Source organism: Halobacillus dabanensis (assembly GCF_900114165.1).
In the GTDB taxonomy this organism is placed as follows: Bacteria; Bacillota; Bacilli; order Bacillales; family Halobacillaceae; genus Halobacillus; species Halobacillus dabanensis.
Window position 1 is genome coordinate 23,011 of the sequence record NZ_FOSB01000002.1, and the last position, 22,016, is coordinate 45,026.

The 22,016-nt window shown below is 41.6% G+C and carries 22 protein-coding genes and 1 pseudogene; 12 read left to right on the top strand and 11 right to left on the bottom strand.

Annotated features, from left to right (window positions below; translation table 11 throughout):
- Positions 1 to 7 precede the first annotated feature (7 nt).
- The 3 genes from menH to BMZ58_RS03275 are packed head-to-tail and all read right to left on the bottom strand — an operon-like array spanning position 8 to position 3,932.
- Positions 8 to 805: a 2-succinyl-6-hydroxy-2,4-cyclohexadiene-1-carboxylate synthase gene (menH, locus tag BMZ58_RS03265; RefSeq protein ID WP_075035141.1), complete on the bottom strand. Its 798-nt coding sequence runs from the start codon at positions 803 to 805 to the stop codon at positions 8 to 10.
- Positions 802 to 2,541, bottom strand: coding sequence for a 2-succinyl-5-enolpyruvyl-6-hydroxy-3-cyclohexene-1-carboxylic-acid synthase (gene menD, locus BMZ58_RS03270; protein WP_075035142.1), 1,740 nt, complete (start codon positions 2,539 to 2,541; stop codon positions 802 to 804). The genes menH and menD overlap by 4 nt, the downstream gene beginning before the upstream one ends.
- On the bottom strand, positions 2,541 to 3,932 hold the full coding sequence (locus BMZ58_RS03275; protein WP_075035143.1) for an isochorismate synthase: 1,392 nt from the start codon (positions 3,930 to 3,932) through the stop codon (positions 2,541 to 2,543). Before BMZ58_RS03275 ends, menD begins: the two co-directional genes overlap by 1 nt.
- Before the next feature lie 233 nt (positions 3,933 to 4,165).
- Here BMZ58_RS03275 and BMZ58_RS03280 point away from each other — a divergent pair, with 233 nt between their 5' ends.
- From BMZ58_RS03280 to BMZ58_RS03305, 6 genes and pseudogenes are all read left to right on the top strand, one after another.
- Entirely contained in the window at positions 4,166 to 5,110 is a 945-nt protein-coding gene (locus BMZ58_RS03280; protein ID WP_075035144.1) for a 1,4-dihydroxy-2-naphthoate polyprenyltransferase, read from the top strand.
- Between the two features lie 123 nt (positions 5,111 to 5,233).
- Positions 5,234 to 5,629 carry a hotdog fold thioesterase gene (locus BMZ58_RS03285; RefSeq protein WP_075035145.1) on the top strand — a complete coding sequence of 132 codons (396 nt, stop codon included), beginning with the start codon at positions 5,234 to 5,236 and terminating at the stop codon, positions 5,627 to 5,629.
- Between the two features lie 29 nt (positions 5,630 to 5,658).
- Positions 5,659 to 6,036 (top strand): TraR/DksA C4-type zinc finger protein, encoded by a 378-nt coding sequence (locus tag BMZ58_RS03290; RefSeq protein WP_075035146.1) that lies wholly within the window; start codon positions 5,659 to 5,661, stop codon positions 6,034 to 6,036.
- Positions 6,037 to 6,427: 391 nt separating this feature from the next.
- Positions 6,428 to 7,650 (top strand): annotated as a pseudogene (locus BMZ58_RS03295) (ISL3 family transposase).
- Between the two features lie 328 nt (positions 7,651 to 7,978).
- Complete coding sequence (locus BMZ58_RS03300; protein ID WP_075035147.1) at positions 7,979 to 9,457, top strand: aldehyde dehydrogenase family protein; 1,479 nt, start codon at positions 7,979 to 7,981, stop codon at positions 9,455 to 9,457.
- Between the two features lie 370 nt (positions 9,458 to 9,827).
- On the top strand, positions 9,828 to 10,376 hold the full coding sequence (locus tag BMZ58_RS03305; RefSeq protein WP_075035148.1) for a CotY/CotZ family spore coat protein: 549 nt from the start codon (positions 9,828 to 9,830) through the stop codon (positions 10,374 to 10,376).
- A gap of 73 nt (positions 10,377 to 10,449) precedes the next feature.
- On the opposite strand, the gene BMZ58_RS03310 is transcribed toward BMZ58_RS03305, so the two are convergent.
- A complete protein-coding gene (locus BMZ58_RS03310; protein WP_075035149.1) occupies positions 10,450 to 10,659 on the bottom strand; it encodes a hypothetical protein in 210 nt (69 codons plus the stop codon).
- 101 nt (positions 10,660 to 10,760) lie between these two features.
- Entirely contained in the window at positions 10,761 to 11,819 is a 1,059-nt protein-coding gene (locus BMZ58_RS03315) for a M20/M25/M40 family metallo-hydrolase (protein WP_075035150.1), read from the bottom strand.
- A 123-nt stretch (positions 11,820 to 11,942) separates the two neighbouring features.
- Between BMZ58_RS03315 and BMZ58_RS03320 the strand changes: the two genes are divergently transcribed.
- Together BMZ58_RS03320 and BMZ58_RS03325 are read left to right on the top strand one after the other, a co-directional pair.
- On the top strand, positions 11,943 to 12,491 hold the full coding sequence (locus BMZ58_RS03320; RefSeq protein ID WP_075035151.1) for a thioredoxin family protein: 549 nt from the start codon (positions 11,943 to 11,945) through the stop codon (positions 12,489 to 12,491).
- Positions 12,492 to 12,585: 94 nt separating this feature from the next.
- The gene (locus BMZ58_RS03325; RefSeq protein ID WP_075035152.1) at positions 12,586 to 13,584 is read left to right on the top strand and encodes a potassium channel family protein; all 999 of its coding nucleotides are present in this window, start codon (positions 12,586 to 12,588) and stop codon (positions 13,582 to 13,584) included.
- Here BMZ58_RS03325 and BMZ58_RS03330 read toward each other — a convergent pair.
- The 3 genes from BMZ58_RS03330 to BMZ58_RS03345 all read right to left on the bottom strand — a co-directional run bounded on the left by BMZ58_RS03330 (position 13,567) and on the right by BMZ58_RS03345 (position 17,382).
- Positions 13,567 to 13,983, bottom strand: a complete 417-nt coding sequence (locus tag BMZ58_RS03330) for a YugN-like family protein (RefSeq protein WP_139207279.1) — start codon at positions 13,981 to 13,983, stop codon at positions 13,567 to 13,569. The two genes, BMZ58_RS03325 and BMZ58_RS03330, sit on opposite strands and share 18 nt — an antisense overlap.
- Before the next feature lie 185 nt (positions 13,984 to 14,168).
- Positions 14,169 to 15,518 carry a glucose-6-phosphate isomerase gene (locus BMZ58_RS03335; protein ID WP_075035154.1) on the bottom strand — a complete coding sequence of 450 codons (1,350 nt, stop codon included), beginning with the start codon at positions 15,516 to 15,518 and terminating at the stop codon, positions 14,169 to 14,171.
- A 697-nt stretch (positions 15,519 to 16,215) separates the two neighbouring features.
- Positions 16,216 to 17,382, bottom strand: coding sequence for an iron-containing alcohol dehydrogenase (locus tag BMZ58_RS03345; RefSeq protein WP_075035156.1), 1,167 nt, complete (start codon positions 17,380 to 17,382; stop codon positions 16,216 to 16,218).
- A gap of 140 nt (positions 17,383 to 17,522) precedes the next feature.
- Here BMZ58_RS03345 and BMZ58_RS03350 point away from each other — a divergent pair, with 140 nt between their 5' ends.
- A complete protein-coding gene (locus BMZ58_RS03350) occupies positions 17,523 to 17,762 on the top strand; it encodes a DUF378 domain-containing protein (protein WP_075035157.1) in 240 nt (79 codons plus the stop codon).
- Between the two features lie 180 nt (positions 17,763 to 17,942).
- On the opposite strand, the gene yugI is transcribed toward BMZ58_RS03350, so the two are convergent.
- Positions 17,943 to 18,329, bottom strand: coding sequence for a S1 domain-containing post-transcriptional regulator GSP13 (gene yugI / locus BMZ58_RS03355; protein ID WP_075035158.1), 387 nt, complete (start codon positions 18,327 to 18,329; stop codon positions 17,943 to 17,945).
- 164 nt (positions 18,330 to 18,493) lie between these two features.
- Here yugI and BMZ58_RS03360 point away from each other — a divergent pair, with 164 nt between their 5' ends.
- Positions 18,494 to 18,871 (top strand): helix-turn-helix domain-containing protein, encoded by a 378-nt coding sequence (locus BMZ58_RS03360; protein WP_075035159.1) that lies wholly within the window; start codon positions 18,494 to 18,496, stop codon positions 18,869 to 18,871.
- Positions 18,872 to 19,264: 393 nt separating this feature from the next.
- The gene (locus BMZ58_RS03365; RefSeq protein ID WP_075035160.1) at positions 19,265 to 20,437 is read left to right on the top strand and encodes a MalY/PatB family protein; all 1,173 of its coding nucleotides are present in this window, start codon (positions 19,265 to 19,267) and stop codon (positions 20,435 to 20,437) included.
- Between the two features lie 180 nt (positions 20,438 to 20,617).
- Here BMZ58_RS03365 and BMZ58_RS03370 read toward each other — a convergent pair whose 3' ends face one another.
- Together BMZ58_RS03370 and BMZ58_RS03375 are read right to left on the bottom strand one after the other, a co-directional pair.
- Positions 20,618 to 21,193 (bottom strand): superoxide dismutase family protein, encoded by a 576-nt coding sequence (locus BMZ58_RS03370; RefSeq protein ID WP_075035161.1) that lies wholly within the window; start codon positions 21,191 to 21,193, stop codon positions 20,618 to 20,620.
- A gap of 78 nt (positions 21,194 to 21,271) precedes the next feature.
- Positions 21,272 to 21,475 (bottom strand): hypothetical protein, encoded by a 204-nt coding sequence (locus tag BMZ58_RS03375; RefSeq protein ID WP_075035162.1) that lies wholly within the window; start codon positions 21,473 to 21,475, stop codon positions 21,272 to 21,274.
- 126 nt (positions 21,476 to 21,601) lie between these two features.
- On the opposite strand from BMZ58_RS03375, the gene kapB reads away from it, so the two are divergent.
- Positions 21,602 to 21,985: a kinase-associated lipoprotein KapB gene (gene kapB, locus BMZ58_RS03380; RefSeq protein ID WP_075035163.1), complete on the top strand. Its 384-nt coding sequence runs from the start codon at positions 21,602 to 21,604 to the stop codon at positions 21,983 to 21,985.
- Positions 21,986 to 22,016 lie beyond the last annotated feature (31 nt).

Sequence of the window (22,016 nt, forward strand, 5' to 3'; positions counted from 1 at the left end):
ACACATTTTATTCTATCATGAAGTCATCTACAATTTTAGCAAAAATTATCGGTTTCTCAAGGTGGACGGTGTGTCCAGCTCCTTCTACCTCTCTCCAAACGACTTCAGGAAGCAGTTCGGACATCCTTTGATTAATCTTTCGGAACTTCTCATCCCACCCCCCGGTGATGAGCAGAACTGGAAGCTTTAATACGGAAAGCTGTCCCCACCAGGAAGGCTGATGCCCCGTTCCCATTCCAAGCAATGAATCACTGAGACCTTCAGGAGAATGGCTCATCCGTTCTTCCCTTAAAGTTCTTTTAACATCTTGTGAAAGAGCCTGATGAGATTCGAACAAAGGGATTTTTTCCCAATAAGAAACAAAAGCTTCCAGACCGTCACGCTGGATCATTTCTGAAAGTCCCTTATCTTTTGCTTGTCTTGTCAGCTGTTCTTCTGTGGTCTCAAGTCCAGGAGAAGAACTCTCTAAGATAAGTTGCTTCACATACTCAGGATAGAGCATAGTGAATGAGAGAGCCGCACGTCCTCCAAGAGAGTACCCTAGAAGGGTTATTTCCTCGATATCTAACTGGTCCAGTAATCTCTTAAAATCATGACAGAACTTTTCCATTGTCACTACTCCAAGAGGTCCGGTTTTTCCATGGCCGGGTAAGTCAATCTTAATCAACCGGTAATCAGCAGATAGATGGTCCAGCATTACATCGAAAGTGGACGCACTACCTGTGAATCCATGCAATAAGACTAGAACCGGCCCATCGCCATGGTCTTCTACCCAATAGTCACGGCCTCTACTATTAATTTTCATTCACTCTCACTCCAGTCGACCACTGCTCTTTCCACCTGATTCCAACGTTTCTTATGGAAATCCACATGATCCTCTCTGTTTGTAATGACCTCAATGACATGGAGCTGACTGGTATGGAAACTTTCTCCAAGCGCCTGTTGATAGTCTTCCCAATTCGTGACTTTTTTGTGAATCCCCCCGTACATCTTTATAGCGTGAGAAAGATCGATACCGAGTGGCGTTCCGAAAAGCTCCTCAAAATGGTCGGGATGATTCGATTGAGGCAAATAAGAGAAAATGCCTCCGCCGTCATTGTTTATTACAATAATCGTAAGCGGGATCCTCTTACTTTGCGCCATCCAAAGTCCGTTCATATCATGAAAGAATGAAATGTCCCCTAAAAGGAGCGTCGTTTCCGTTCCTGTTGCTGCACTACCCACGGCAGCGCTGACAACTCCATCAATGCCATTCGCTCCTCTATTTGCCATCATCCTTATATGCTTAGGTGTTGACATAAAAAAGCTATCCACATCACGTATCGGCATACTGTTCCCGATAAAGAAGTTCGACTCATCCGGCAAAGACTCTGACAGATAAACGACTGCATGTCCCTCATTCATTAGATCGTCAGGTTCGCTTAACATATGTTGTTTAGCTATCGAATTCATATGTCGCCATTTGGCTACCCAGGACGTTTCCACATTATCTTCAGGCATGTATGCGGAAAGACCCTGGCAGAGTCTGACGGCATCACTCCAGAGAAAATGAGTGGTTATCCCCGCAGGTTCACGGTATCCCGGAGCATCATCGACTACATAATGATCCAGGAAATTTTCATACTTCTGGATCCATTTCAAATAAGCTTTCGATACCGGCATGGCCCCGAACCGTAAGATGTAATCCGGCACTACTGTCTCTTGTATCTTTTCAGACCTCAATAGTGCATCATAGTTTTCAATGATGTTCCTTTTATCATGGTCCCCTGCCCGCAATTGTGACAGTGGATCCGCAAATACAGGGACACCAAGACGTGATGCTAATTGAGTCACTTCACCAGCCAATGCGGGATCAGTTTGAGGACCTACGACAATCAACCCTTTTTCTCCTTGAGCCAACCGTTCAAAGAGATCTTTCAATTCATTGTCTGGAAGGACCGCTTTCCCTTCTTTAGCTCTTGGGGTCGGGCGGACCTCCCCACGCCAAATTCCTTCCATAGTAAAATCAGGAATTAGAGGCTCACGAAGCGGAAAATTCAAGTGCACAGGTCCTGGATGACCGCTGACCGATTCTTCAAAAGCCCTTGCTGCTTGCTTTCTTGCATAAACATAATTATCTTTTTCCGGTAAAGCAAGATCTTGATACCATTTAGCATAACGACCAAACATGCTAATTTGATCAATTGCTTGCGGAGCACCGACTTCTCTTAATTCATGAGGGCGATCGGCAGTCAAAACTAAAAGGGGTACCCGACTATAATAAGCTTCCACAATCGCGGGATAATAATTAGCTGCGGCGGTTCCTGAAGTACAGACGATAGCGACCGGACAATTCTCTTTTTTTGCTATTCCTAAAGCAAAAAAAGCAGCTGAACGTTCATCGAGATGAACCCAATGATTCACCTCGGCATGTTCAGCGAATGTCATCGCAAGTGGAGTCGATCTTGATCCAGGGGAAATGACCACGTGTTCTACCCCCGAGTAAGCAAGTTGATCGACAAAATGTGTTACATATTTTGTTAATGCTTCTACATGTCCCATCATGAACCTCCCAACACAGACAGCATCGGCTTCAATTTGACAGAGGTCTCTTCATATTCCGCTTCTGGGTCAGAATCTTCCACAACTCCGCAACCTGCGAATAAAGAAGCCTCGTCCTTCTGAATCAAGGCTGAGCGAATCGCTACGGCGAATTCTCCATTGTTACCAGCGTCAAACCACCCGATTGGTCCCGCATACCAACCTCTATTCAGCGTCTCATGGATGCGAATATATTCGACCGATTCCTTTTGCGGCATACCACCTAAAGCAGGGGTAGGGTGCAGTTTTTCAATCACATCAAGTAGAGTATAGCCTTCATCCAATTTCGCTCTTACAGGCGTATATAAATGCTGCAAGTTTTTCAGTGGATAGAGGACTGGAGCTTCTGGAATACTCACATGACTACTACATGCCTCTACAGCTTCTCTGATCATTTCTACAACAAATTGATGCTCTTGCCTATTTTTCGGATCATTCATCAATTCCTGACCGAACAGCTGGTCTTCCTCCTCTGTTCTTCCACGAGGTATAGTGCCTGCGAGACAAGTGGAAACAAGTTCCCGTTCTTCCAATTTTGCAAGTCTTTCAGGTGTAGCACCAACAAAATAATCCCCATCACTTTCATAAGCGAAAATGTAGCTGTTTTGCTGGGTGTCTGCCAACGTCTTCAGGATGGATGCTATATGCGCATCTTCTTCAAAAGATACACGGAGTTCTCTTGCCAGTACGACCTTCTCTATCAAACCTGCCTTAATATCCTCCGTTGCCTGTTTGACAGAGTTCTTCCAATCGTTGGGCGCAATTTCATATGCCTCTTTAATAGAAGGTAAATGAGTAGTTGAATCTTGTTGTCTCAACAACATTTCCCTGTGACTAAGCACTTGATTTGATATTTGTTGGAGGTGGTCTTCTGGGAAAATCAAGGCATTGATCGTCAAATAACTTTCGCCGTTAACTTGCGTCATTAAGTACGCGGGTACTGTCATCTGAGTATCAAGGAAAGAACCCCAGGGAGATTGGTCTTGTTGCTCAGGATCGAAACTGAATCCCCCGATAGCGACCATTCCTGTTCCTTTTATATTGTATTCATCATGGACCATAGCGTTTTCCTGAAGTTGGTTCCACAGAGATTGAACTTCTTGAAAACGGTGTGTACTTTTTGCATACAATTGGCTTGCTTTCCCGACACCGACAATTGTAAAGTCGCTATCAGCACTTTGCCAAAACGTACGGTGCTGATCTATATCCTTTCCAGCATCAAAAAACTGGAATGGGTCTTGATTATCTATTTGTTCAACTATACTAATAAAAAGAGGTTCCCCAAGATGATGTGCTTTCTGAAGAGCTTCCCCGATCCATTCTTCTATTATAGGGGTCTTCGTATGAAGCATAACAATTCCTCCCATTCTTTAAGGGACGTGATCTAATCCATCTATCATCATACAGCAAATCAGTAAGCACTGCTTGCATGCATCACTCTCTATTTTATTCTCTTTTTTCTCTTGACTCAAGGAATCTTACCTTTCAATCCTCAATTTTTTACATCAATTGACACTCTGCCCCTCTTTCCCTAAACTTAAACTGTTATCATAGATATAGTATATTAACAAGGGAGAGAACACCAATGAGCTCTGTGCAAAATCAAAATGTAAAAACTTCCTTGAATGAACGTGAAGGATTTCAAGTGTGGTGGAGGCTCCTCCGCCCTCATACGTTGACCGCAGCCTTCGTTCCGGTTTTTGTAGGTACGATGTTAGCTGCTATGGAACAATCGATTAATTTTTGGTTGTTTGCTGCAATGTTGCTCGCATCCATCCTCATTCAAGCCGCCACGAATATGTTCAATGAATATTATGATTACAAGCGAGGCTTAGATAATGAAAACTCCGTCGGAATTGGCGGTACAATTGTAAGGGATGGTATCCGCCCGAACACAGTAATGGCATTAGCTATTTCTTTCTTTATTATCGCGGGTATTTTAGGAATTTATATATGCGCCGCATCCAGTTGGTGGATCGCAGTCATCGGATTAGTGTCCATGCTTTTCGGTTACCTTTACACTGGAGGACCACTACCAATCGCCTACACTCCATTTGGCGAAATTACAGCCGGGTTCTTCATGGGGACCATTATCATCGGGATCAGTTACTATATTCAAACCGAGGCGATCTCTAGTGAAGTCATCATCGTATCTGTTCCTGTCGCTATTTTTGTTGGTTCTATTCTATTGGCCAACAACATCCGCGACCGTGTAGGAGATGCGGAAAATGGAAGAAATACATTAGCGATTCTCTTCGGTCACAAGGGGGCCATCCTTTTCCTAACGTCTCTTTTTGCTATCGCTTTTATTTGGACAGGGGTTTTAGTTTTCCTGGGCATTCTGCCTTTGTGGTCCTTGATTACTTTCTTTAGTGTAATAAAAGCAAGAAAAGCCATTCAGGGATTTATAGGAAAACAACAGCCGCTTGAAATGATGCCGGCTATGGTAGCTACAGCTCAGACAAACACCATTTATGGATTATTACTCGGCCTTTCCTTGCTCTTCCATCTGTATTTACCTCTTGGGTAGGGAATGGAAACAAAGAAGGACAACGTTAAATCACTCAACTAGAAGGATGGCTCCCACCATCCTTCTTTTTCTTAAGGTTTGACCTTTTATACAATGGGAATATAAAAAAAGGATGGGATGATTATGAAAGATTCTATGTTGCAAAATACACTGATGGAAGCTCTAGGCATGGAAGTCATAGAGGCCAACCCAAAAGAAGTCACTATTCGTATGCCTGTAGATAAACGAACTCATCAGCCCATGGGCTTTTTACATGGAGGCGCAAACGTCGCATTAGCTGAAAGCGCGGCGAGCATCGGAGCATACTTGAATGTTGATCCTGAAAAATACCAGGTTTTTGGCATAGAAATCAATGCGAACCATATCAAAAGTGTCCGTGATGGTTATGTGAAAGGTACAGCAACCCCTGTGCATATCGGAAGAAACACGATGGTATGGGAAATCAAAATTTTCAATGAATCAGAAGATTTAATTTGCCTATCCAGATGCACCATCGGCGTTGTGCCCATTAAGAAGTGAAATCATTGGAAAGAAAGGAGTTTTCAAGTATGTTATCAGAAAAACAGAAGAAAGAATTCAAGGAACGTCTCTTACAGATGAAAACAGAAGCTGAAAATCAAATGGAAGAATATCAGCAAGATCAAGCCAAAGAGGATTTCGAAAATGATAGGACAGGTGAAATTTCAAGCATAGCCGACCATCCGGGAGACCAAGGGACTGATCAGTTCGAAAGGGCTAAAGAGCAAACATTTTATGAACAAGCTCGCGAAAAACTGATGGAAGTGGAAGATGCACTGAAACGGATGGAAGAAGGCCGTTACGGACTTAGTGAGAAATCAGGGGAGCCTATTCCTATCGAACGTCTAGAAGCGATGCCGACTGCTCGATATAAAGTAGAAGAAGCAGAAAAAATAAATCAGCAATAACTCATTATAAAGGCGCTCTCTGACATGCTTATGGTAAAATCCCCTTTTGTCATATATGGACTTAGGAGTGAGTGCGCTAAATTATTTCCTAATCCTCCCTGCCTTTAGCTGGTTTATGGGAGAAACAATGAGGGCGCAAGTAAAATGGCTTATCTTTTAGTCCCTTTGTCATATATTTATAAAAATGGGAATAGGGAAGAGGAAAAAGTTGAGCATTTCAGCCGCAGTACAATTTCGTAAAAAGAGCGCTTTGTGGCGCTCTTTTTTGTTTGGCAATTTTCAGGCTCTACAATATTTGTTGGGGGATTAGAAAATTTGGCATAAAAAAATGCACACAAGCTCCTTGTCTACTACACTTGAATTGTCCAGAAACAAGAAAGTAAGGAGTTGTGTGCAGATGCATTTTAACATGATATTACCTGGATTAGAAGACGTGAAAGTAACGAAAATGGAAGAAAAAGATGGTGTGTTCCGAATTTATGTAGAGCTTCCCAAGCAAATGCACACTTGTCCGCAATGTGAAGAACGAACTTCCAACGTTCATGATTACCGTATTCAAAAGGTTCAACACCTGAAACTATTTGAGAGAACCACTTACCTTTACTATAGGAAGCGTCGCTACAGCTGTGTTTGTGGGAAGCGATTTGCCGAGTCAAATCCCATTGTCGAGCGTTATCAGCGACACACGAAAGAATGGAATCAAGCCCTTGGGATCCGTGTTATTCAGGGCATGAATTTCAAAGATACAACCGCCCAGTTTCGCACATCCCAAACCACCGCCATACGTCGCTTTGATGAGATCTCGGCACCAATGTTGAAGAGGGTGGATAAGCTGCCTGAAGTGATTGCGATTGATGAATACAAAGGGGATACGAAAGCTGGTAAATATCAAGTCATTATAGGGGACGGTTACACAGGAGAACCGTTGGATATCTTGCCGGATCGCTCCGTGAAAACCGTCAAACAGTATCTTCAAGCTAAAGGGCAAAACGTCCAAATGGTGATTATGGACATGAGTCATTCCTTCAAATCAGCTGTTCAAAAAGCGCTAGGAGATCCGATTATTGTCGCGGATCGCTTTCACTTCTGTCGTTATATTTACTGGGCTTTAGAGAAAGTGCGTCGCAGAGTACAGAGGGAGTTTCATGAGTACGATCGTAAGAAGTGTAAGCGTATGAAACATATCTTCTATAAATCCTATGATCGATTAAGTGATAAGCAACATTGGCATTTGAAGAGGTATCTAGGAATGTCCGAGGATTTACGCACAGCATATGGATTGAAAGAGGCTTTCCGAAGCTGGTTCGACGATGCGAAAAAGAACGGTACAGAAGCGATTCATGAAGTGAAGACCTCGCTTTATGCGTATTATGAAAAGGTGGAAAGGAGTGGTTTGAGAGAGTTCATTCATGCCATTCAAACCTTGAAGAATTGGCAAGTAGAAGTGTTAAATAGCTTCGCCTTCAATTACAGCAATGGATTTTAGAAGGATTGAACAATCAGACCAAAGTCATTAAAAGGAATGCTTTCGGATTTAAAAGGTATGATCGCCTTCGCCTGAAAGTGTTATTACATCACCAATTTAAAGCATTTAAGAACTTTCAAGTAGGATAGGGAGTGGGAGTAGATCTCCCACCCCAACAATTGACGCAGAACCAATTTTCATAAGGGGTCCCCTACATTCTTTGCAATTCATTCACTATAACCCATAGTTCATCCACTTATGGAACCTATTTCTTAACCATCCCTATAGATACTTTAAGGGACTCTTCTATATATAACAATAAAAAGAAAAGTAAACTTATATTATTTCAAAAAAATTCAGTTCTGTTATATCGAATAGCGAAAAGATAATTATGAAAAGGTGTGTCTATTACTTGAATAATTCAATTTCCTGAGTACCACACTAAAAAAATTGTTCCTTGAGAGGATGGGAAAAATTATGTTTGACTCTCCTATTATCATTGATGCCATTATAAACGGGGAAAAGCATAAGACAGAGAAACAATCCGCACGTGAAAACCCTACACACCCAGATCAAATTGTTGGATATGCGCCAGTAAACACATTAGAGGAAACGGTCATGGCCATTGATGCGGCCCATGATACATTTACGACATGGCGGGAAACTTCTATGGATGAACGGATAGAGCGAATGAGAAGGGCGATTCAAAGAATCAAAAAGACGACGCCGGAAATTGCAGAATTGTTATCCAGAGAGCATGGAAAGCCACTTTATGATTCCGAAGGAGAAATCGGTGTTTCCTTAATGTGGATGGAATATGCTTGTAATAACGTAAAAGAGGTCTTGAAGGATGATGTGCAGGATCACGAGAATGGGAAAACCATCATTTCCAACGATGCGATCGGTGTTGTTTCTGCTATTACACCATGGAATTATCCAATCTCCCTTTCCACCATTAAAATCGCTCCAGCCCTCTTAGCGGGGAATACGATGGTTTTGAAACCGAGCCCATTAGCACCGCTTGCGGTGAGTAAGGTTGTGGAGATAATTGCAGATGAATTCCCGCCAGGAGTATTGAACCTTGTTCATGGAGAGTCGGATGTAGGCGTAGAATTAACCTCGAATCCCAAGATAGCTAAAATTGCTTTTACTGGTGGAACAGAAACGGCAAAACATATTATGAAAGCAGCAGCAGAAACGATTAAACATATGACCTTAGAGTTAGGAGGAAATGATGCTGCACTTGTCCTAAATGATTTTGATGTGAATGACGAAAAGGCAATGAGACGTTTAGTCATCTCTAACTTTCTTACGGCTGGTCAAATTTGTATGATTGCAAAGAGGATCTATGTGGATAGATCTATTTATGAGCCCTTTGTTGAAAAGTATATAGAGGCAGCGAACAAATGGATTAGAGTTGGGGATCCTTTTGACAAGGACGTCACGATCGGCGCTGTCAATAACAAGAAGCAAATCGAGTTTGTTCAAGGTTTGATTGATGATGCCGAAAGTAAGGGCGCTAAAGTCGTCAGATTGGGTGAAATCCTTGATCAGGCTCAATATGAGAAAGGCTACTTTATGCAGCCGACAGTTGTCTTAGGTGCAAATCAGGATGACCCTATTGTCGTTGAAGAACAATTTGGTCCTACCGTTCCCATTTTACCTTTTGATGATGATGAACATGCCATCAGGCTTGCAAACGATAGTATATTTGGTCTAACTAGCTCGGTATGGGGAAATAACGAACATGCGATAAAAATCGCAAAACATATTCAGGCTGGTACGACGATGATTAATACCGCTGCCATTCAAGGACTCGATGTACGATTCCCGTTCGGCGGCGTGAAACAGTCTGGAATAGGCCGCGAATATGGCAAGGAAGGGCTTCTTGCGTATACCGATACGCATGTAATTAATATCCCTAAAGAGCTGGATTTGCCTTATATACCTGAGTAACTATGGGGGAGCAAGGTCATTAAAGCTCTATTTGGAATTCTGAATAAGAGGCTTAAGAACCACTGGTCTAGAGTTTTGAAAATGCGTGATTTGAATGGCTGAAAAAGGAAAAAAAGGTCTAATAAGTCTGTAAAGCTGTTTCTATCAATACCTTTGAATATCTGCCCATCTTTCATAAGAAGAGGTTCCTTGACAGTCTGCCCAACCTTTCTGTTTCGACTTAAACATCAACTTCCCGAGCTTATCCTGGGTATGCGGGCTGCTATATTTGCACATTTTCCAACGTTTCTATTATAGATGAGACAACCACCCACTCCCCTTTATACCTTTTACATATTCTATTAACAAAAGGTATAAAGGGGGGAAAAATATGAGTTGTAAATGTAAAAAAAGTAACTGTGTTTGTGAGAAGGTAAGAAGAATTGCTGCTGCACAGGATGAGGTTGCTAACAACGACTGTTGTAGTGCTGGATCATGTGAAAGGTCATTGAGAGACCTGGTTTCTCCTGCAGGTGCGAACGGAAACGATACGATTCCTTTCATGCTTCTTTGTGGATGTGAGGGAGCACTTTCTGGGTTGCTACCTTACTTTGCATGGGGAGTTAGAAGAGTCGACACTTCGTGCTTCGGTCCTATTCCATCTCCATTCTTCCGAGTGAAGAAAATTAAAGAGGATGATGAATGTTGTGCAGTCCTTGAACTATTGTATCCTAGCCTTTGCGATGAGACTCCGGATTCGTTGCTAGATTTGATCGAATTTGATGGATGGTTCGCTACAGGGGCTTGCGTAGAAGTAGACCTTCGCAAATTCACAGGAATTACTTGCTTCCCGCCAACAACAACTATGAACCCAACTACAAGTGATATGGCAGCAGGAGTTAAAGCTGTTAAAGCATTACGCGCTAATGCAGGTCAATAATATAGGATGATCTATGAAAAGAAGCGATCTTGTCATGAACGACAAGATCGCTTCTTCTTTTGTATAAATTTTATTATGATGGATAGTGATGTTTTTCTGTTGCATCAATGAACAAGCGGAGTGTGGAAGAAACCGTCGATACATCTACAAGACCATCATCACTGTCTTTCACTTTATCCAATTGCATGAGGATATAATCGTCATATCCTTGCACATGCAACTGACCCGCGCAAATTTTCCCTTTCAGCTTCAATATCTGTTGATGTAACATTTCCCGATCCATGCAGATCACTCCTTACAGTTATGAAGATTATATCTGCTATTCTTTCCAAATATGATACAAATAAACAAAAACGCCAGGGAATTTCCCTGACGTTGGATGATTCAATCTTCTAAAGGATTTAAACTTTCCTTTCCACTCATATTCGCTATCATATCAACAATCAAATCGATTTCTTCATCTATATCTTTAATACTCACCGTTTCCACTGGAGAGTGCATATACCTAAGTGGCAGAGACACCAGACTAACAGGAACTCCCCTGCCAGTAAGACGCATTTTATCTGCGTCAGTTCCTGTTAAACGCGGGGTCAATTCGTACTGTACTTTCATATGGAGAGATTTTGCGGTCTCTTCCAGCAACTGGTTGATTTTTCTATTGATCGGCGCCCCTTTAGCAAGGACTGGGCCACCATCGAGACAAATATCCCCGTGTTTATTTTTATTTACACCTGGGTAGTCTGTTGCAAACGTTACATCACAAGCAATCGCCATTGTAGGCTCTAGACCTGCTGCCGCAAAATAAGCACCTCCCATATTCGTCTCTTCGTTCACAGTGCTCGCTGCATACACACCAACATTTATATTTTTGTCCGATAGCCTTCTCAATACTTCACCGACAATGAACTGCCCTGTACGATTATCTAACCCACGACCGGCTATGTATCGATCCATCAAAATTTCCGGTTCTCTTTTGTAAACAGCCAGGTCTCCGATTTGGACGAATGTTTCCATCTCTTCTTTGGATTTAGCTCCGCAATCGATAAATAGATCATCTAAATCGAAATCGCCTTTTAACCCACCATGATGTTGGGCATTCACACCAATAACCCCTGTCACTTCTTTTTTAAAGCCAAGCACCCTCACCTTCATACCGACAGCTGCTTTCGGATTAATTCCCCCTATTTTATCAAAATGAAGATACCCTTGTTCATCAATCCGATTGATTACGAGTCCGATCTCATCACAATGACCCGCTAGCAAAATTTTAAAATCAGCCTCCGGGTTTAAAACTGCAATAGCATTCCCAGCGTGATCCGTTATTATTTCATCAGCCACAGGGCGCATTTCTTTGATCCAGCGCTTTTGTATATCCATTTCCATACTTGATGGTGAAGAGATTTCTAATAACTCCAATAAAAAGTTCAATCGTTCCGTTTGCATCTATTCTCCCCCTTTTTCCTTTTATCATATCAAAAAATAAGATATTAATAACGAACAGATGCTTATTCTTCCCTGAATTAGGGAAGATTATTATGTATGTAGTTTTTAGAGGAGGCGTATGGAATGAACTTAGAAGAGTGGTATAACAAAGGTATGACTGCCCAGCGCTATGTGGACCAAATGCAATCACATCAGACGGACTTCATTTATATATATGAAAATTTTTCCGTATCCATTGAAGACCAGCCAATATTTGAGCAACTTCAGGAAAAAAAACTGCGTGCCATCGTTTTAACAGAAGACTGGTGTGGCGATGCCATGCTGAATCTCCCTATTTTCCTTCGAATTGCTGAAGCCAGTCACATTCCTACACACTTCTTGTTAAGGGATGAGAACGAAGAGTTGATGGGTCAATATTTGACGAATGGTTCCAAATCGATTCCTAAACTCATCTTCATTGATTCAGAAGGAAAGGAAGTCGGAACATGGGGTCCTCGAGCTCCTAGAGTGCAAGAATTCATCGAAGAATCTTTTGCAAAGCTTCCTGATAAGAGTGCAGAAGACTTCGAAGAGAAACGTAAGGAAGTACTAACATTCGTTACAAAAGCCTATAGGGATAATCAGGATATATGGCAATCTGTCTATCATGACTTCAAAAAAACATTGCAATAGTAAAAAACTTGCCTGAGCATTTGTTCAGGCAAGTTTTTTACGTTTGAGGGAAGTTATATTCAGCCATACTAAAGGTAAAAAGGGAGCGTATGCCATGCAGCATATCATTCGTCTTTACTTTCAACTTCCATTGTTCATACGCTTGATTGGAACAGTTTTTCTAACCATGGGCTTTTTCGGATTCATAATACATCTCCTGGAACCCGCTACTTTTCCCACATTTTTCGATGGATTGTGGTGGGCATTTGTAACAGGTGCAACAGTGGGGTATGGCGATTATGTTCCTTTAAGTACAACAGGAAAAATCGTTGCTCTTTTTCTCATTCTATCAGGTGGTGGTCTTGTCACATTTTATATGGCAACCATCTCCGCCTCAACCGTCAAACATGAGGCTGACTTAACAGAAGGAAAAGTGACGTTTAAAGGGAGCGACCATCTCGTTCTAATTGGTTGGAATGAACGGACGAGACATTTGATCATCATGCTTCAAGAACAACACCTGCAGGAGCGAATCGTCCTTATCGACCGCACAATGGATCGGCTCTATCAAGATATTTCCAACGTTCATTTCGTACGCGGATCTGCAACAGATGAAGAGACCTTAGAACAAGCAAACCTCAGCCGTGCAAGAATAGCTATTATCACAGCCGATCCTTCTCTTGAAGAAGAGCAATCCGATCAGGCAGTGATCCACCAAATTGTTTCTTTAAAAGGTCATCACCCTGGTCTATTCATCATTGCAGAAGTGTTGACCGAAAAGCAAAAAATCAACGCAGAAAGGGCAGGAGCTAATACAGTCATCCGTTCGAATGATTTTATGAGCAGCTTATTTTATCAAGAACTTTATCGAAACGATCCAGTAAAACCATTCCAACTTCTTTTGAGTTTATTGACAGAAAGGCAATTTCATGAAGAAATCATTAAAGGGGAATTAGTCGGCAAATCTATTTTGACAGCTTATGAACACTTTTTGAAGCAACATTACCAAATCATAGGAATAAAAAAGGGGGAAGACCTTTCGTTTGATCTTCACCCAGATATTTTATTGGAGGAAGGAGATGTTTTAGTCGTCTTTTCACCCCTTCGAGATTAAAACTTGTTCTACTTCTGCTAACAATTCTCTCCCTTTATTAATCATTTCTTCAGGAAAAGAGGCATCTTTATCAACAGGTTCCTGAAATTGATCGAACATAGCCCGCACATTCCCTTCTTTCACGTTATCGTCGAGACCGGGATTGTATTTATGAGAAAGAAGGAATGGCTCTTTCATCTCAATCATGGCATAATCACCTGGGGCGTCAAGAGATCCTGATGTAACGACGAAGGGTAACCGAATGAACTGGTAACCGACATGGTCATCCAATTTATAGTCAAAATAACCGTGTTCATAATCCCAGTTATCAGAAAGTTTAAATCCTAGAGCATTCAATTCATTTTCAACGTCATTGAAAGTGTACACATTCCCTGTAAGTGGGGTTTCTAAAGGGATCACCATCATCACTCCTTTATGTCTTACTATGCCCAAAGAGCAAAAGCCCATGCGTCAAAGGAAAAAGAGGCATGGCTGGGCTCTGGAGTAAGGTGTCACTGTGCATGATAATATAAAACTATTGAATTTTTTAAGCGAACAAGAAAAGCTCCGACCATTTATTTCATAGATGATCGGAGCTTTCATTTTTACTTGAGACGTTTTTCTAATTCTTCTTTTTCCTTTTCAAACCCTGGTTTGCCAAGTAGAGCAAACATGTTCACTTTATAAGCTTCTACCCCAGGTTGGTCGAACGGGTTCACACCTAGCAGATAACCACTGATTGCACATGCCTTTTCAAAGAAGTACACAAGATAACCGAAAGTATAAGCATCTCGCTTAGGCAGATGTAAAATCAAGTTCGGAACATCACCATCTGTGTGGGCAAGCATTGTTCCGAGATAGGCCTTTTCGTTGACCTCATCCACCGTACTACCCGCAAGGAAATTCAGACCATCTAAATTTTGGGCGTCTTCCTCTATTGAAATATCAGAAGAAGGAGTTTCTACATGAAGAACGGTTTCAAATAAATCTCTTCTCCCTTCTTGCACATATTGACCAAGAGAGTGCAAGTCTGTAGAAAAGTTTGCTGATGCAGGGAAAATCCCTTTTTGATCTTTGCCTTCACTCTCGCCAAATAGCTGCTTCCACCATTCAGCAAAATATTGAAGAGACGGCTCGTAGTTTACCAGCATCTCAATCGTTTTCCCTTTATTATACAAGACGTTTCGGACAGCAGCATACTGATAAGCAGGGTTTTCCGACAGTTTTTCTGTACTCAGTTCCTGGCGAGCCTTTGCAGCACCTTCCATCATTTCATCAATGTCAATACCACTTGCAGCGATTGGAAGCAGTCCTACAGCAGTAAGTACAGAATAACGCCCACCTACATCATCCGGAACGACGAATGTTTCGTAGCCTTGTTCACTGGCAAGAGTTTTTAATGCACCTTTTTCTTTATCTGTTGTAGCATAGATACGCTTACGTGCTTCTTCCACTCCATATTTATCCTCAAGGAATTTACGGAAAATGCGGAAGGCGATCGCCGGTTCTGTCGTCGTTCCACTTTTAGAAATAACATTAATAGAAACATCTTTCCCTTTAAGCACATCAAAAAGCTCATTCATATATGGAGCGCTGATACTGTTACCAATGAAGAAAACTTGTGGTGTCTGGCGGTCTTCTCCAGAAAGTTCATTGTAGAAACTATGGTTCAGCATCTCTAACGCTGCACGGGCACCTAAGTAGGAGCCACCAATCCCGATGACTAACAATACATCAGAATCTGATTTAATCTTTTCAGCAGATTTCTTAACGCGCGCGAATTCTTCTTTATCGTAATCTTCTGGTAGATCCAACCAGCCTAAGAAGTCGTTACCTGCGCCAGTTTTTTCATGTAAAGAATTATGAGCCAGTGATACAGCTCCTTCCATATATTCAAGTTCGTGCTCACTAAAGAATGGCAATGCTTTTTCGTAATCAAAACGAACATGTGTCATGTATGACCCTCCAAATCGTCATTTTTTTACTTGGACCAATTTCACTTTATCGAAACCTCACCATCAAATCAAGCAATGCTACAATTGTAAACGGATACATAACGAAATTTTATTACATCTTAAACTCCCCCTCCACGAAAGCTCCCTTATCTTGAAAACTCAGCTTCGATACTGTTGTGTCCATTTTGGGGCTGCGGAAAAAGGTTCGCTTTCCGTGGGGCGGGCGCTGAGCCTCCTCGGGCTAAAGCTCTGCGGCGGGGTCTCACCTGTCCCGCAGACCCCACAGGAGTCTCACCGTTTCCCTCCACCCCTTTCCATATAATTATCTCGAAACCATCTTCATTGACAGGGTGCTGGATGAAGAGGAAGTTGCTTTGATCACATGCCTGAAGTGCTATACTTCGGCTTCTAGAGTAAGGTTGTTGGTGGTCGATTTCGAGCAACTCATATGGCAAGGTTCGTGGGGGAAGGGGGAGACTCCCGCGGGAGAGGGAGCGAGGCGAGACCCCGGAAGGCAGAGCCAGAGGGGGCTTGCCAGTTCCCCCCCAGGAAAGCGAGTCCCTTCCCCCACAAACCTTAACTCCCCCCAACATCCCGAGATTATGTCTTCAACTAACCTGCCATATTGTTTAATGAGCATATAAAGGAAAGCTCAGAGCAGGATACTCTGAGCTTTCCTTTTTTGCTACCTATAATCTTACTTGGACAATTGTAGAATTTTCTCCACATCGTCTTCATGCAATTTATTAAAGTTACCAAATGGTCCGCGTTTCATTGCACGATCAATGATGACATCAAATTGGTCATCACCAATATCATAGTCTCGCAACGTTTCGGGAGCACCGATAGATGTCCAGAACTTCCGTAACTCCTGAATACCTTCTTCTGCTACTTCACGGTTACTCTTACCCTCTGGATTCACACCGAAGACTTTCGTTGCCAACTGAACAAAGCGCTGTTCATTCACATCGATATTATGTTGCATCCAGTTCGGGAATAATATAGCAAGACCCCCTGCATGCGGAATATCGTATACAGCTGATACCGCATGCTCGATATTATGACTAGCCCAGTCTCCACGGTACCCCATTTGCAGCATCCCATTCAAAGCAATCGTTCCTGCATAAAGGATTGTTTCCCGGTGTTCTATAGACTCTAAATTTTCAAGCAGTTTCGGTGCTGTATCGATAACAGCTCTTAACACACCTTCCACCATTTCATCTTGTACAGGGGATGGAGTTGGATTATGGAAATATTGTTCGAATAAGTGTGTCATCATATCAACAATACCGTATATCGTCTGGTCCTTTGGCACACTCACCGTGTTTGCTGGATCTAAAATAGAAAAAGCAGGGTTCGTAAGTGGAGCTGCTCCCCAACCATATTTCTCATTCGTTTCCCAATTGGTGATGACTGCTCCAGCATTCATTTCAGAGCCGGTAGCAGCTAAGGTCAATACAGTTCCAAAAGGTAATGCAGTCTCTGGCGTCGCTTTTCTTGTCACAAGATCCCAAGGAGCACCGTCGTACTTAGCCCCTGCCGCAATTGTCTTCGTGCAATCAATAACGCTTCCGCCCCCTACTGCAAGCAAGAAGTCAACCTCTTCCCTTTTGCAAAGGTCTACACCTTTCTCAACGGTAGTCAGCTTAGGGTTGGGTTCTACACCAGATAGTTCCAGAACTTCCACGTCCACTTTATTCAATTGTTCCATGACTTGGTCATAGACACCATTTTTCTTTATGCTACCCCCACCATACACGACGAGAACTTTCTTAGTTCCAGAAGGAAGTTGCGTTGGTAGTTGTGTAATTTGATCCTTACCGAATATTAATTTTGTTGGATTATGAAACGTAAATGCATCCATAGAAATACTCCTTTCTTATCTGAGCGTACTCTCATATTATCTCCGAATTTTTATGTATTCTCAAAAGATATGCAATTTGTATAATTATTTTTCCCATGTTCAAGCTATAAAAGAAAACAACGGAAGAAGGAGGTTTTTTTATGAATTGGATCAACCGTGTCGCCCTGTTGTTAATCATAGTCGGAGCGATCAACTGGGGGTTGATTGGATTATTCCAGTACGATCTCGTCGCAGGTTTATTCGGTGGTGGTGAACAAAGCGCAGCTCTAGCACGTGTTATCTATACGCTCGTCGGCATTAGTGGACTGATTGCTATTTCCCTCTATTTCTTACCTGTTGCCGAACAAGAAAAAACAACTGCGGCAGAGTCCTCCAAATAAATTCCCGGAAAGAAATAATTTAACACATAATGAGGGAGAAAACGCAGTAACTTACTCGACTTGAACAACACTCTATGACTCGCTGGGGCTCCTTGTGTAACAAGAGGACCTTGATTAAAGAACAAAAAAGGACCGGTCAAAAAAATGACCTGGTCCTTTTCAAACTATTATTCCCACTTGTTATTTACGGAACTTCTCACGGTCGTCGGACTGTTTGATCCAGTCCTCCAACTTGTCTTTCAACGTGTTAAATCCAGCTGTTGACTCTTCTTGCTGTTGCTTTGGAGCAGCTTGTTTACGTGGACGACTTGCAGCTTTCGGTGCTTCTTGTGTCGCACGGATGGAAAGAGAGTATTTGTTGCTCTTTTCATCAATGTTCAAAATTTTAACTTGAACTTCGTCACCCTCTGAAAGGTGCTCATTGATGTCTTTCACATAACCATGAGTCACTTCAGAAATGTGCACCAAACCTTGAACTTTCTCATCTAGAGCAACGAACGCTCCGTATGGCTGAATCCCTGTTACTTTACCTTCTAATACTTGACCTTCTTGAAACTTATCTGACATGCTATACAACTCCTGATTTATTTAATATTCGCTTCTTTTCACGCAATAAATGATTTTATCACAAAACGATGTATTTAGCAAAGGTGGATACAAACTTCAGAAAACGTTCATAATCCATGGGAGGTAATAATGATATAATAAAAGAAAGAAGGGAGGAGGATGTTATGTCTATAGGTAACAATATCCGGAAATACCGGGAACTGAAGAATTTCTCGAAAGAAGAGCTTGCCCTCAAAGCCCGAATAGGTGTGCAAACACTCGAGAGTTATGAATCAGATGAACGACTACCGGAGCTTGATACAGTTCTGAAAGTTTCAACCGTTTTGGATATCCCCGCCTCTGAATTAATGGAAACCGAGGAGGAAGACACAACATTAATTGACCAAGAATTGAGAGAGCTAATTCAAGAAGTCGGTGTGAAACGTACAAAGCTTATTTTAAGAAAAACCCGGGATTTCTCAGAACAAGATGTCCTTAAAGCTATGAATCTTCTATATGATCTTAACCAAAATACAAAGGAACAAGAACATACCCTCGATTGATATTCATCTCCCACCTCACAGAGTTCACCATCCATGATATAGTAATGTATTTACTAACACGTCAAACAAAACAACCTGCATATTTCTGACTTTTCTCAAAAAAATAAAAAAATAGGTTTATAATCTATGAAATCTGGTTATATTAAGTAACGTAAGACTTTCTCGTATTCCCCCTGTGTAAGCAGAGCGAACGTTCGCTTTGCTTTTTTTTTGCCTTTTTTAACTTCGACCACCTGCCCAACATCCTGCAATCCCCCAAATATTAATCAATAAAAGACGAGCCATGAGGAATCACCCGCCTTCGAAGTTATTAGATTTAATAAAAAACAGTATATTTTCATTAGGCTATTTTTTTCGGTTATGATATAAAAAAAGATAATGGAGGTATTGCACATGGAACGATTTGATGAGGTTATATCAAGAAGAGGCACAAGATCCGTCAAATGGGATATGGCTGAAGATTTATATCAGGACAAAGATGTCCTCCCAATGTGGGTAGCCGATATGGACTTCAAAACCCCTGAAGCTGTTACAAACGCATTAAAAGAAAGAGTCGAACATGGCATTTTCGGATATACATTACCTGATCAATTGGTGAAAAATGAAATTACGAATTGGTTGGAAAAACGTCATCAATGGAAAGTTGATCCGGAATGGATTACTTACAGTCCCGGCGTCATTCCTTCTTTACATATGATCGTCCAGTCCTTGACCGACATCGGTGATCATATCCTTATTCAAACACCTGTGTACCCACCCTTTTACAGTGTAGTGAAAGATCATGGCAGACACATCGTCAAGAATCCGCTAATAATGAAAGGGGAATATTATGAGATAGATTTTGAGGATTTCGAAAGAAAGATCAAAGAGAACCATGTCACTATGTTTATCCTTTGTAATCCTCACAATCCTGTTGGTCGCGTATGGACGAAAGATGAATTGGAAGAATTGGCAACCATCTGTTTAAAACACGGGGTGAAAATTGTTGCAGATGAAATTCATGCTGACCTTATTTATAGCAACCAAAAACATGTACCGATTGCAAATTTATCTGAACAAGTGAATCAGCATACGATCACTTGCCTTTCTCCTACTAAAACTTTTAATTTAGCCGGACTCCAAGCTTCTTACCTTGTAATAGCGAACAAAGAAGACAAAACGAAGGTAGATAAGCAATTCAAGAACCAGGGGATGATGATGCTTAATACTTTGGGTTTGACAGCTTTGGAAACATCATATAAGTATGGCGAAAGCTGGTTGGAAGAACTGAATAAAGTTTTAGAGAATCATCGTGATTATGTAATGGAAAGGTTCCATAATGAAACTTCTTCCATCCGTGTTATCCCGGCAGAAGGTACATATCTTCTCTGGTTAGATTGTCGAAAACTCCACATGGAACAAAAAGAATTAAAATCATTTATGCAAAAACAAGCGAAAGTAGGGTTAAATGATGGAGCCAGTTTCGGGGAAGAAGGTAAAGGGTTCATGCGCTTGAATATCGCTGCCCCAAAGTCCATTCTGGAAGACGGAGTTTCTAGAATTATTAACGCTGTTCAATCACTTTAATACAGTTTTTTCAAATAAAACATACACTCATCGATGAGGGTAATCTTCATATTCAAAGCCTATATTACCGAACTCGTCAGCGGATGGAGACAACAAGTGTCATGACATCTAGTAAACCCTATTATTCCATAATAACTTTCTTTATATAAACAGGAAAAAGTCTCCGGATTCGGAGACTTTTTAATTTCCTTCTTGTTTTTTGTCAGGCTCAGTCGGATCACTCGTTTCATCTTCATCGGCATTCAAAGTGATTTTCCCGCATGCAATACGCTCCCCTGAGTTTCCTGCAGGCTGAGACATCCCATCATCTGGTCCACTGTGTATGACAATGGAGGTCCCTTCTTTTCTTAGTAAAGACATCTGATCTTCTTTAAGTTTCGCTTCTGGTAACATCAACTCCGCATCAATCATTCCGCTGGCGTCGGCCTCTACGTTCGGCATATCTCCTGCATGCGCACCCGTAGCGTTCATCAACCCATGATCTTTAGAGAGTGGATTGAAATGATTTCCTGCAGTTTTGAAATCAGGCGGATCGCACTTAGGAAATTCATGAATATGCACAGCATGCATCCCTGGTTCAATACCTTCCACCTTCAACTTAACCTGAACTCCTCCCGGTTGTTCTGTTAATGTGGCCGTACCGATTTTGTCATCCTCCGCATTGTAAACGGATGTCTCTAAAGGTGACCTTTCTTCTCCTGAGCATCCCACCATCAATAATAGCCCTATGCTAATAACACCAATCCAAATCTTCATTATGATCCTCCGTTCCAAGGGATATTCCATGGCTAGTATCCCCATGTCTCTGCAAAAATATAACAAAGCCACGTAAGGCTATCTGCCCTGACGTGGCTTTTCGTTTTGATCATCCCATTGTTTAGTAGCTCCGTATGACTGATCCACTTTATGTTCTTCCTTTTGCGATACTTTTATAATCCAAATCATCGTTACAGCAGCACCGACAATAAATAGCATCAACATAATAACTGCGGGAATGTATTCCGTTTTATCTTCTGGAAAATAAAGGAATTCCATCATCGTACATCACACCCTTCTTTGTAAGTATATCAAAATAAAACTCCGCGATTAAGTGTGTCACGATTTCTTCACATTTTAAAAATTGATACAATGAAAGAGGTATGCTGAAATGAAAGGAATGAGCTCATGTCAGATATGGAACAAGGCACCATCGTAAAAGCCCATTATAAAACAGGAATTTATATTGGAGAAATTGTGGAGGACCGCAACCGCTTTTATCTTGTAAAAGTTCTAGCTGTTGAGAAACACCCGATGCAAGGTGACCTTCACAATCCAGGCAAGACTGAAAATGTTTTCTTCCACCAACGGAAAGCATTAAGTTATAACGAAAAGGCAAATGTACAAAAAGAGGCCGTCAAACCTCATGATGGAGTTATTCCAAACTACAAAGATTCTCTGAAAGAAGCCGTAAATGCTTTGAAAATGAAGTTGACACGAAGGGAAACGGAATTCAACCAAAGTGCCAAAAGTCAACTTGATGATTTAGAAAGGCAGTACTTCAGGGAATAAACGAATGATAGCGCTTTTTTGTATTTGTTTT